Annotated in this window: 9 protein-coding genes and 1 pseudogene; 9 read left to right on the top strand and 1 reads right to left on the bottom strand. The window is 42.3% G+C overall.

From position 1 onward, the window contains the following. Positions 1-10 precede the first annotated feature (10 nt). The 9 genes from BM377_RS06790 (at position 11) to BM377_RS06750 (ending at position 12659) form a co-directional block, all read left to right on the top strand. Positions 11-3160, top strand: coding sequence for a toll/interleukin-1 receptor domain-containing protein (locus BM377_RS06790; protein ID WP_092245712.1), 3150 nt, complete (start codon positions 11-13; stop codon positions 3158-3160). A 10-nt stretch (positions 3161-3170) separates the two neighbouring features. After that, positions 3171-4703 (top strand): DHH family phosphoesterase, encoded by a 1533-nt coding sequence (locus BM377_RS06785; RefSeq protein ID WP_092245709.1) that lies wholly within the window; start codon positions 3171-3173, stop codon positions 4701-4703. Positions 4704-4876: 173 nt separating this feature from the next. Beyond that, a complete protein-coding gene (locus BM377_RS06780) occupies positions 4877-5086 on the top strand; it encodes a hypothetical protein (protein WP_092245706.1) in 210 nt (69 codons plus the stop codon). 189 nt (positions 5087-5275) lie between these two features. Then, positions 5276-5575 (top strand): hypothetical protein, encoded by a 300-nt coding sequence (locus tag BM377_RS06775; RefSeq protein ID WP_092245703.1) that lies wholly within the window; start codon positions 5276-5278, stop codon positions 5573-5575. Between the two features lie 25 nt (positions 5576-5600). Then, positions 5601-6083 carry a flavodoxin gene (locus BM377_RS06770; protein WP_092245700.1) on the top strand — a complete coding sequence of 161 codons (483 nt, stop codon included), beginning with the start codon at positions 5601-5603 and terminating at the stop codon, positions 6081-6083. A 165-nt stretch (positions 6084-6248) separates the two neighbouring features. After that, positions 6249-8678: a leucine--tRNA ligase gene (gene leuS / locus BM377_RS06765; protein WP_092245697.1), complete on the top strand. Its 2430-nt coding sequence runs from the start codon at positions 6249-6251 to the stop codon at positions 8676-8678. 186 nt (positions 8679-8864) lie between these two features. Next, positions 8865-10238, top strand: coding sequence for a sensor domain-containing diguanylate cyclase (locus BM377_RS06760; protein WP_177223822.1), 1374 nt, complete (start codon positions 8865-8867; stop codon positions 10236-10238). Positions 10239-10271: 33 nt separating this feature from the next. After that, the gene (locus tag BM377_RS06755) at positions 10272-11915 is read left to right on the top strand and encodes a sensor domain-containing phosphodiesterase (protein ID WP_092245690.1); all 1644 of its coding nucleotides are present in this window, start codon (positions 10272-10274) and stop codon (positions 11913-11915) included. Between the two features lie 9 nt (positions 11916-11924). After that, complete coding sequence (locus tag BM377_RS06750; RefSeq protein WP_092245687.1) at positions 11925-12659, top strand: hypothetical protein; 735 nt, start codon at positions 11925-11927, stop codon at positions 12657-12659. Between the two features lie 206 nt (positions 12660-12865). On the opposite strand, the pseudogene BM377_RS16405 reads toward BM377_RS06750, so the two are convergent. Next, positions 12866-13076, bottom strand: a pseudogene (locus BM377_RS16405) (IS4 family transposase); the annotation flags it as partial.

The raw sequence follows: 13076 nt of genomic DNA, 5'->3' as shown, positions 1-13076 counted from the left end.
TTTTGAAAAAATGGGACTTCATTACAACGCATTTATTTCATACAAGCACGCAGAGCTTGATAACAAGATTGCGGCTATGGTTGAGCGCGGCCTTGAGCACTATCATATTCCGCACAAAATAAGAAAAAAGACCGGCATGAAAAAGATTGAGAGGATATTCAGGGATACCGATGAACTCCCAATCACCAGCGACCTTAGCGGAACCATCGCCGAAGCTTTGGAAAATGCTGACTATCTTATAGTAATATGCTCTACCAATACTTGCAAATCCATGTGGGTTGAAAGAGAGATAAAGCTCTTTTTAAAGAATCATACGCAGGATCAGATTCTCACAGTACTGGCTGACGGTGAGCCGGTTGATGTGGTGCCTGAAATACTCAAAAATAAAGAGATTACCAGAGTTAATGAACATGGAATAGAAGAAACGGTAACAATACCTGTTGAGCCGCTTTCATGTGACTTCAGACTCCCTGTAAGAGAAGCCAAGAACGTAGAACTTCCTCGTCTTGCCGCAACTCTTATTGGCTGTTCCTACAACGAACTTATGGACAGACAGCGTCAGTATAAAATGAAAAGGCTGACCGCTATTTTTGCTGCCGTACTGGCTGTCACACTAACCTTTGCCGGATATATGATCTACAGTAACAAGAAGGTCAACGACAGTTACCGCGCTTCACTTATAAGTCAGTCCAAGTATCTGGCTAATGAGTCAGAGAAGTTGCTTGAAAACGGAGACAGGATTAATGCGCTTCACCTGGCTCTTAGTGCTGTTCCAAGCGATGAGATTCCGAACAGACCGGTGGTACCTGAGGCTGTTAAGGCGATAACACAGGCTTCAATGGCATATTTACCTAATAATGATGGTGGCATTACATCAACGTGGAATTATGAGATGTCGGGAAGTATTGAGGGAATTTATTCATCTCCCGAAGATAGCATGATGTGTGCAATAGACAGATTCGGCAATATAAAAATATGGGATTCTACTGAACATAAAGAGCTCTATAATTACAGCCCCAAGAATAATAGAGATGTTGCTTCTTGCTTTACTTTCATTTCCGAAGAAAAAGCGATATTGGCCGGAAGTCATTTTATAGTATGCATCAATCCAATAACAGGTGAACAGTTATGGGAAAAGGAACTAAAAGATGAGTATATAATTGATGATGTAATAAATATCACTAAAGACGGGAATATAATGTTTACGTTAAATAGTGGGATTTTTTGCTTCTGTTCAAAGGAGGACGGGGAGATTTATGACAAATATGAGCTCCCCAAAGAGCTGATTGACTCTTTTTACATGTCAGAGGATATAAATAATGTTGTTTTGTCACAGGACAATACAAGGATTGCATTTACTTTCCATGATGAAAATAAAAAAGTAGGAATAGGAATATATGATATAACATCGGGAAAAACAATATGCAAAAACACAGACGGTGATTATGTACCGGCAGTCCTTTTTCCTACAGATAATGAGCTTTTTATGGCATATATTGAAGATACCGCGAATACAAATACCAAGTATTATTCATCTTTTTTTTGTAAAACAGACAGAGAAAAGATTATTTGCTTGAACCCTGAAGATCTTTCCGTGAAATGGGAAAAAAATTTTGTGACCAATGATGTTGCGTATGCTTCTGATTTTCTATATATAAAGAAGAATAACTCCATAGCTTATTATTCAGGAGATGCTTCTGATATTTGGAATGTAGATTCCGGAGAAGAACTTCATCATTTCACTTTAAATTCAGGAATAGTATATGCATATGCAAACGAAGATATGACTACTCCGAATTATATAACACGTGACGGTCATATGGCAGGGTACGTAGAATCTGAAAAGAGAGATCATAATACTCTTGTTTCCAGATTACGGTTTACGGATGAACTTGATAAGGCAACGGTAGGAAAAGGGTTATTTTTGTCGCGCGATAACGGAAAGCGGATAATACAATATAATTCCGGTGTTTATGATAATGAATGGGAAGTTTATGAAACCGCACCTAAGACGGACAGTATTTACAATTCATATATGGATGATAATGTCGTAGCGGTACTTTCGGATGTAGATGAAAGCGTAGTGCTTGATCTTTTTGATCCCAATGATAAGAAGTATATTAAAAGCATTGTTTTGTCTAAGCCTGAAAGTGGAGCAAAAGCATACCAATTTATTTTCCTCGGAACATGTAACGGAAAACTTTTGATGTCTTATGCCAAAATGGGAGACGGTGAGCTTGGACTGGTCTCAGTGGATTATAAAACAGGAGAATTCACCAGAGAAAAGATAAATAATTACAATTATGATACAAATGATATTCCGGAGTATGAAAATGGCAAGATCGTTTTCGCGGAAAATGAGACTTTGGATACATACATAATGGTATATGATGTTTCCTCTAAAAAGACAGACAAATACCGTATTCCCACGGATAAATATTATAATGTCAAGGGACTTTATTATTTTGAAAAGCAAGGCTTCATTTATATTGCGGCAACGCACAGTACATTTAGCTCTGATGAGCATAGGGATGATTATATCATTGATATAAATGAAAATGAAATATATCCCGTTTCATATGATGATAGTTGGAATGGTACATTGTGTGTATCTATGAATGATGATGGAAAACTTATCGCATTAACTGATGAAAAGAATATAGTTATAAAAGATATAAAGGGAAATAATATTGCTGTTATTCCTACCCTTGATGTAAAAATGCGAAGACCTGTTTTTGTAAAAGAGAATGGAAGCGAAAGAAATTTGCTGGTTGTACCGTTTACTGACGGCAATCTATGTAGATATGATGCGATGACGGGAAAACTTGTCGGAATGACAGAATATACGACAAATTCTACTGCAGACTATGAAAGCACATTTACAGTTGATACTGAGCATTCATGCATATACTTCCACTATTCATCAATAACCAATATTTTTGATCTGGACAGTTTCATTGAACTTGGCTATCTTACAAGCTCTATGGGATACCATGCACCGACAGATACCTTCCCGTGTTTATCTAAGGATAAAAACTTTGATAATCACCTTGGTTATTTCCGCCGATATAACTTAGACGACCTGATAAAAAAGGCCAAAGACATTTTGCAGGACCACGAGATGCCACAGGAGCAGAAGGACGCTTACGGAATAGGATAAAATAAGTATTATGAGATTAAATGAGCTGCTGAAATTTAATAACATAACCATTCAGTGTCACGACAATCCGGATGCCGATGCGCTTGCGTCGGGATACGCTCTTTTGTGGTACTTTGAAAAGATGGGCAAGAAGGCGAAGCTCATCTACAAAGGCAAGAACAAGATTCAAAAGAGTAATCTCAAGATCATGCTCGAGAAGCTTGAAATTCCGGTTTCGTACGAGCCGGAGCTCGATAAAGTGAAAGGGCTTCTTGTCACCGTTGACTGTCAGTATGGGCAAAAGAATGTATCCAAGCTAAAGGCTGATCACATTGCGGTCATCGATCATCACCAGAAATCAGCCGATCTTCCGAAGCTTTCCGATGTAAGGAATAACCTTGGAAGTGCATCAACGCTTGTCTGGGATCTTATCAAGAAAGAAGGTCTTGATGTCAACGACAATCCGCTTCTTGCAACGGCTCTATACTATGGACTATACACAGACACCAACAAGTTTTCCGAGGTTTCGCACCCCCTCGACCGCGATATGCAGGACGAGCTTATCGTAAACAAGAGCATTATCGTGGAGATGAGTAATTCCAACATTTCGCTGAACGAGCTCAAGATCACGGGCAACGCGATCCTTAACTATAAGTACTTCAAAAAAGAAAAGTATCTCATCATACATGCGGAAGCATGCGATCCCAACATCCTCGGCGTTATGAGTGACTTTTCGCTTGAGACGGCGGGCGTTAACGTTTGCCTTGCCTATTTTGTAAGTCCTATTGAAGTGAAATTTTCCGTTCGCAGCTGCGTTAAAGAGGTCCACGCCAACGAACTTGCGGCATTTCTTGCAGGCGACCTCGGCGGCGGAGGAGGCCATATATTCAAGGCCGGAGGCGCTCTTAGGCCTGAGAAGCTTAAACAAAAATATAAAGAGAGCAAGGATAAAAAAGATAAAGGCTCGGGAAAACTCGAAGCGCTTGCCACAAATTACCTGCATAAGCGCATGAAAGAGTACTTTGACATGTACGAAGTCATCTATGCAAAAGAAACTACGCTTGGCATGGACGGCATGAAGAAATACGTGAAGATCCCACAGGAATTCGGATATGTGAAGCTTACCGACGTATTCCCGAAAGGAACTTTGATCACGGTCAGAACCTTGGAGGGCGATATCGACATAACCATAGATAAATCGCATTACCTCATGGTCGGAATTACAGGCGAGATCTATCCTATAGCAAAAGAAAAATTCAAAAAGAGCTACAAGACCCTTGATGACAGCTTTGATAAAAAATTTGAGTACGATCCCAGCATAAAAAACAGCGTCACAGGCGAAAAGAAATCTGTAATGGCCTATGTCAAACATGCTGTGAGTAAGGGAAATGTCAGCATCTACGCCCGCCCCCTTGATAAGTGCGTCAAGCTCTTTACCGCTTGGGATGACGAAAAATATTATTCGGGCGAGATCGGAGACTACATCGCTTTCAGAGAAGACGATCCGCACGATATCTACATCATAAAGAAAGATCTTTTTGATCAGTTGTATAAAGAGGTATAAGCAGATACAGCTGTTTAACGGGTACCTACGAGTGTTATAGTTTCTTTAGAATAGTTTATAAACTATTTATTTGACGTATTTTTTTTACTAAAATACAATATACATATATTCAGAACTATGTGCGTAAGTATGATAGTCAAAAAAGTAACAATCTATGAATGAGGGGTATCCGTATGGATTCTAACGGACTTAGTGCAGAACAGCAGGCATTGCTTGCAAGTATAATGGGTAAATCACCTCAGCAAGGCGGCGGGGGAATGGCCGCAAATCCTGCAGCAGCTGCTTCAGCAGCACCGGCAGCAGGGGCACCTTCGGGAGGAGATCCCGGAAAGATGCTTTCTCAGGCTGAGATTGACGCGCTCATCGCATCAATGGGCAAGTGATGATGCAATAGTTTAATAAAGTGAATCGGTAAATTAACCCGGCAGGAGTACTGCCGGGATTTTTTTGCCTGAAAATAGCATCAAAAAGCTCGTTTTGTGTGAAAAAGTAGCATATTTTATTAAAATGTATTATCATTAAATTGTACAAATGTTTATTGTTTTTCAGTTGTATAGTTGGAGGGTGACATCATGTATATAGCGATGCAATGTAGTGACAGTAACGGAACTCTCAACACGGAAGTGTGTACATTCTACGGAATAAGATATGATACCAGATACAGATCGGCGGTAATATCCACGGAACACCTCAATCACGACTATGTGGTTCCCATGGATCCGAAGGATTATGAGAACGCCGTAAAACAGATAATGGCAGCGATGAAGGAGCGCGTCGAGCTCATTAATATCGAGGAGGGAATTGTCTGCCGCGGAAGGAAGGGCGAGTCAAGGCATGTAGAACCGCAGAGACTTGTTATCAAACCTGTTTAACCAATAAAAACACGAGGGGGTTCAGATGAGCAAAAAAATATTGGTTGCGTACTTTTCAGCAAGCGGAGTAACTGCCAGCATCGCCAATCAGTTGGCGGCGGAGATTGGTGCGGATATCTATGAGATAGCGCCCAAGAACAGATATACTTCTGAGGATCTTAACTGGCAGAATGAGTTTTCAAGAAGCAGCATTGAGATGAAAGATATAACATCGCGCCCGGAACTTGCGGACGGCAATGCCGGTGTTGAAGGCGCGGATGTCGTTTTTATCGGCTTTCCGATCTGGTGGTACACAGCACCTCATATCATCAACTCATTCCTTGAGGAATACGAGTTTTCCGGTAAGCATGTAGTTCTTTTTGCTACTTCCGGAGGAACCGATATCGATAAGAGCGTAAAAGACCTCCAGAATACCTACACACGTATCCATTTTGACGGAGGAAAGAAGTTCAATGTGGGAATTTCCCGCGATGAGCTTAAAAACTGGGCTAATAAATATATACAATAAGCCTCGGTTTTCTCAACGCGTAAAAGCAAATAATCGATCATGTTAAAAAGCTGTCGGCCGGGTCGACAGTTTTTTTATACCTATTAAATGTATTTCATGTTTGACAAGAATCCCGCGTGTGGTAAAATTTTGAGGTAATAATAATTGGAGGAGAAAAAGTATCTCATGTCAGAAGTATACAATCATCACGCAATAGAAAGTAAATGGCAGAAATATTGGGAAGAGAACCAGACATTCAAGACAGACGTTTGGGATTTTTCCAAGCCCAAATATTATGCCCTTGATATGTTCCCTTATCCGTCAGGTGTAGGTCTTCACGCAGGACATCCCGAAGGATATACGGCTACAGATATCATGTCACGTATGAAGAGAATGCAGGGATATAACGTATTGCATCCCATGGGATACGATTCATTCGGTCTTCCTGCTGAGCAGTATGCGGTTACAACAGGTAACCATCCTGCCGGATTCACAGAGAAGAATATAGAGACTTTTTCCAAGCAGCTCAAGGAGCTTGGATTTGACTATGACTGGTCCAAGATGGTAGCAACAAGTGATCCCAAGTTTTACAAGTGGACACAGTGGATCTTTAAGAAATTGTATGAAGACGGTTATGCTAAGCATATTGATATGCCCGTTAACTGGTGCGAGGAGCTTGGAACGGTTCTTTCCAACGATGAGGTAATCGACGGTAAATCAGAGCGTGGCGGATATCCCGTTGTTAAAAAGATGATGAAGCAGTGGGTTATCGATCAGCAGGCGTTCGCTGAGGAGCTTCTTGACGGACTTAATGAGATTGACTGGCCCGAGTCAACCAAGGAGATCCAGCGTAACTGGATCGGTAAGTCAACGGGTGTAGAGGTTGATTTCAAGATCGTAGGCGGCGGAGAGTTCTCAATCTTCACAACATGTATCGAGACCATCTACGGTATCACCTTTATGGTACTTGCTCCCGACGGAGAGATCGTTAAAGGACTTTTGGACCGCGTTGAGAATCTCGACGAGGTTCAGGCATATATAAATGAGACACTTAAAAAGAACGATCTTGATCGTACAGATCTTAATAAGACCAAGTCAGGATGCCCTCTTAAGGGAATCTATGCGATCAACCCCGTAAACGGCAAGGAAGTGCCTTTGTTTATCGGTGACTTCGTTCTTGCAAGCTATGGTACAGGTGCCGTTATGGCCGTACCCACTCATGATCAGAGAGACTTTGAGTATGCTGAGGTTCATGGACTTCCGCTTATCCAGGTTATCAACAATGCAGAAGGAACAGTTGATGTTTCCGGACACGCATTTGAGAAGCAGGACTATCTCGGCAAGGGCTGCATCCTTATGAATTCCGAAGAGTTTGACGGAATGACTGTAGAAGATGCCAAGAAAGCCATCACCAAGAAGCTTGTAGATATGGGCGTTGCAAGAGAGAAGGTCAACTATCACTTCCGTGAGTGGATCTTCGCAAGACAGCGTTACTGGGGCGAGCCCGTTCCCTGCGTATACAAAGAAGACGGAAGCATTGTTTTCCTTGATGACAGCGAGCTTCCGGTTGTTCTTCCCGAGCTTGAGGATTACAAGGGACGCGGAGGCAAGGCACCTCTTGAGAACGCTACAGAGTGGAAAGCGTATGACAAGAACGGACTTAAGGGAACAAGAGAGACATCAACCATGCCCGGTTCCGCAGGTTCTTCTTGGTACTATTTCAGATATATCGATCCCGATAACGATAAAGAGTTCGCCAATCAGGAACTCCTTAAGCACTGGATGCCGGTCGATCTTTACATCGGTGGTCCCGAGCACGCTGTAGGACATCTGATGTACTCACGTATCTGGAACCGATTCCTTTATAACAAAGGTCTTTCACCTGTAAAAGAGCCTTTCAAGAAGCTCGTACATCAGGGAATGATCCTTGGTGAGAACGGTATCAAGATGGGTAAGAGATTCCCTGAGTTCGTTGTTAACCCCAGCGATATTGTTAGTGAGTACGGCGCAGATACACTTCGTCTCTATGAGATGTTCATGGGACCTTTGGAAGTATCCAAGCCTTGGAACTCCGCAGCCGTTACAGGCGCAAGAAAGTTCATCAACCGCGTATTTACTTTCTTTACAGAGCCTGCAAACATCACTGATGACAACAACGGCAATCTTGAGAAAGTTTATCATCAGACGGTTAAGAAGGTCACAGGTGATTTCGAAGCACTCGGCTTTAACACAGCCATCGCTCAGATGATGATCTTTGTTAATGCGGTATACAAGGAAGGCAAATGCCCCAGAGAATACGCCGAGAACTTCATTAAGATGTTCTCTTGCATCTGCCCTCACGTTGGTGAAGAGATCTGGCAGAGCCTTGGACACGATAACACTATCGCCTTTGAGCCTTGGCCCACATTTGATGAGTCTAAGTGCGTAGAAGATACAGTAGAGATCGCTGTTCAGATCAACGGTAAGGTTAAGGCCACACTTGAGATCGGCAAGGAAGATCCCAAGGATGAAGTAATCGCCAAGGGTAAAGAGCTCATCGCAGATAAGCTTGATGGTAAGACTATCGTAAAAGAGATCTATGTTCCCGGCAGGATCGTAAATATAGTAATTAAGTAGCTGAGAGAACCTGATGAGGTATTGTCGAATCTGGTTCGAACGTGTTCGATCGAGCGCAGCGAGAGTCGAACTTCCTTAATGAAAAACAGAAGGATATTACGAGGTAATCACACCCCGTAATATCCTTTTTCATATTATGATATAATTAATCTAAGTATTGCCAATTTTAAATACCAGAGGATGAATATGGGAAAAAGAAAGATTAAAACGGTAGGCACGATCATCTTTATTGTGACGCTTATCATTACAACCTTCATATCATTCTTTTATCTGACAAGAGTAGCCGCGAATAGAAAAGAAAAGGCTCAGTTCCTTGCTGATTCTATCAGTGAGAGGATAGAAGCCGAAATAGAATCAAGAGATTATATAACCAGGATATTGGAGATCGAGATAGCCAATGAGGATGGGGACCTCAAGCAGCAAGAGTTTCAGACGATGGGAGAAGCTCTTTTTAACGATTATCTCGATGTAATAAGCGTTTCGCTTGCTCCGAACGGAGTGGTTAGTTACATATATCCCTTGGATAACGGTATCGCCGAGAGGAAAAATCTTTTTGAGGATTCAGTTGAAAGCGTTTATGCTGAAAACAGCATGAATACAGGCCTTTCAGTGATACTTGCGCCCGTAACGCTACCGGATGGAAGCTACGGCGTGATAATAAGGCGCCCTGTGTATATCGGAGAGAAGAATGCAAACAATTTCTGGGGATTTGCTTCGATAACATTGGGATTGTCCGACTTTTTATCAGAAGTTAATATCAAGGCGCTCGCGGATGAAGGCTATGAATATAAGCTTATCGGCAACAATATTCTTACCGGCGATGAGCGCATTATCATGGAATATTCGGAAAAAGAGCTTGCGGCTCCGATCTCGTCAATGATCAGTACCGTTGGCGGCGGTTTCTGGACACTTATGATAGCACCAATCGGAAACTGGATGGATCTTAAGGAGATAGTTACTGCATTTCTGATCGGAATTATCTTTAGTATCCTTATGTCGATCGCGGTTTCATCATATATGTCCGTAAAGGAAAATGCGGGAGAACTCGCGGTGTTGTCGTATACAGACGCGCTTACCAACCTGCACAATCCAAGAAGCTACAAGGAACATACCGATGATCTCATAAAGAAAAAGAGCCCGTTCGGAATCATATATATTGATCTCAATGATTTTAAAATGGTCAACGACACATACGGTCATGAGGTTGGAGATGAGCTCCTCAACGTTGTGGCCAAGAGACTTCTTAACAGCATCAGGGAAAAAGATATTGCTTTCAGAATAGGCGGAGATGAATTTGTCGTAGTAATTCACGGCAAGCACGACAGATTTTTCTATGAAGATGTCATAGCAAGAATAAGGACCAACGTCGCACGAGACGTAACAGTCGGGGATATAACGCTTAAAGTTATGATAAGTGCGGGATTTGCAAGGTTCCCGGATGATGGTGTCAATTTAGAAGACGTTGTTAAAAAAGCCGACGATGCAATGTATTCAAACAAGAGACTAATAAAGGCAAGGCGTTTTGTAAGGGGCGATAAGTCGGTTAAATTCGACAGATAATAAAAACACGCAGAATAAGAGGAATTATAAAAGATGGCGGGAGGAACTTACGATTTAATCAATAGGATTTTCGATACCTTTGCGGTAACATCGAGAAGCCGTTATGTCTATGTACACGACATGGAAAAAAATATTTCGAGATGGTCGCTCAATGCAGTGGACTATTTCGGACTATCCGGGGAATATATTTTTAACGCGGCATCGGTCTGGGAGATGAGGATTCATCCCGATGACAGGGATAAGTACGCCGAATACATTCAGCGCGTATATGCAGGAGATAAGCTGGATCCCAATTTCGAATACAGAGCAAGGAATAAGAACGGGGAATTTGTCGTTTGCTCATGTAGGGGAGTCGTGATAAAAGACTATTCGGACAAGCCGGTTTTTTACGCATGTTCAATTATCAATAAAGGTATTGTGGACAACAATGATCCGATAACTCTTTTGCCCAATCAGTTTGAAATGCTCAACTATATGAGAAGTCTTAAGACCGAGGGAAAAGAGTATTCGATACTCATGGTCAACGTCATAGATTTCGGTGAGATCAACAGACGCTACGGATATATGACCGGAAACAGCTTACTTAAGGCTGTCGCCGAGAAACTGCAAAGCGAGGGCGGACCCGACGGAAAGGCCTACAGAGGCGAGGGTACCATAATCGCTCTTATAACTCCGAGCATGAAGCTCGATGATATCAAAAAGCTCTACGGGCGCATGAGGGCGTTTACCAGAGAAGGGCTTAAGATCGACGGTAAGACTGTTAAAGCCGAAGTGGGTGGCGGACTTGTCGTTGCGACCGATCTTGATGTCGATGAACATTCGATATACACAAGCGCCAAGTACGCGCTTGATTACTCTAAGACTCAGAAACACGGCAACCTTATTATCTTTCATAACGATCATACAGAGGGCAATAGCAGTAGCATAGAGCTTGTTAATGAAGTCAGAAACTGCGTTCTTAACGGATTTGAAGGTTTTCATCTGGAGTATCAGCCTATTTTTTCAGCGGCAAACGGTAATCTTGTCGGAATGGAAGTTTTTGTAAGATGGCAAAAAGAACCGTACGGAGATGTTTCTCCTTCCGAGTTTGTTCCATGGCTTGAGCAAGATCCGGTATTTTACTCGCTCGGAAACTGGATCCTTGAGACAGCGCTTATTGATGCGATGCCGATAAGGCAGGACCGCAGAGATTTTTATCTGAGCGTAAACCTTGCTTTCATGCAGCTTGAAAAATCCGAGTTTAGAACGACTCTATTGGAGATAATGAGAAAGACGGGATATCCCGCAACGGCGCTTTGCTTACAGCTTACGCAGAGCTGCAGGCAGCTTTCTATCGAGCATTTAAAGAGCCAGGTTGAGTTCCTTAAATCATGCGGACTTAAGATAGGACTAGATGTTTCGGACTTTGCGTCACTTGATCTTGTAAGCCATATGCCGATCGATTTTATAAGCCTTGTGCCTTCGCTTACGGGCGGAATGGAAGATAATCTTACGAACAAGTACATGGTGGAAGCCGTTACTTCTTTTGCGCACAGGCTCGGTATAAGGACATGCTTTACAGGTGTTGAGGATGCGGGAACAGCGGAGCTTGCAAGGCAATATCCCATTTCCGATCTTATGGGATTCTTTTACGGACATCCCTGCAGGATTGAGGACTTTAAGAAAAAATACCTCTAAGGGGGCAATATGAGCAGAACCTTTCGTTACATTCAAAATGACGATGTTCTGAGGTCTTTTAAGGAGTTTAGTGATGTTATCCGCAAAAGACCTGTTGTTATTGCGCGCCACGGAGACTATGTTTTGTATCTAAGCTGCCTTTCGGGAGATATGCTGGGACTTTCAATTGAGAATCTTGAAAAGAGAAAGGTCGTTTTCAGCAGGACTTATGATATAAACAAAACTACGGATGCACTTGTTGCCCGCGGTACAAGGCATGCGGTTCAGAAAATGTCTGAGTTAAGCGATGAGGATGTCAACAGAAAGCGTCTACAGATCTGGAAGTGGTACATCATGGAGTGGCAAAAGAACAATGCCGAGAATGAAGAGGAACTTATGAGTCGTGAGCTTGACTGGGATGACAGCAAAGAGCAGGATAAGGATGATATCCTTGATATGGAATCTTTCCTTCACGGCGCGTATCTAAATCTTGGTGACACGATCCATCTGATAAACACATATCTTAAGAACGAAAAGCATAAGGACATGTTCCGCCGTTTTGCCATAAACGATATCATGGAACTTACCGGTGAAGACACCAAAGACAAATCCATCACCGAAGCGGAGAAGAATCGCAAATCCGAAGATGAAGAAAATCACACCTATCGCTTTACCGTCAGCGTCGAAGCTACCGACAAAGAACACGCCCGCCAGGCGCTTTTAAACTATCTTGCCGGCGATGAGCGCATCAAAGTGCAGAAGTAAATAAAACGTATGCCAAAAGGGCAGCGTTTAGCGACAAAAAATCCCCGGAGGTTTACTCCAATGTCATTAAGTTAACATTGGACTCGGGGACAAAAAGAATCAAAGAGGATGTTGGAATAGTTCCTTCATCCTCTTTTTCTATGTCATTTCCACGTCAAAAAGACGGATTAAAATCCGCCTGAGCTTAACGTGTAAAATTCAAAGCTTTATGCTACCCTATAGAGGAAACCTCTGAAGATTCTTGCAGACTGGTATCTTACCCGGTGCCTGTCTGGTCTAATAGGTACAAGATTTCTTGAAATGATGGTTTCCAGATCTGGTGGAGATGTCGTACCGCGGTAATACTTTCTGCACATGTGAGCTGCGACCGAAAAATTGGCTTTATATGTATATTTTCTTTGCTTTTTCTTAATGACT

Source organism: Butyrivibrio sp. INlla21 (genome assembly GCF_900116875.1).
Lineage (GTDB): Bacteria > Bacillota > Clostridia > Lachnospirales > Lachnospiraceae > Butyrivibrio.
Note: the sequence above shows the minus strand (reverse complement) of the source record. Positions and strands in the feature narration are given on the sequence as shown.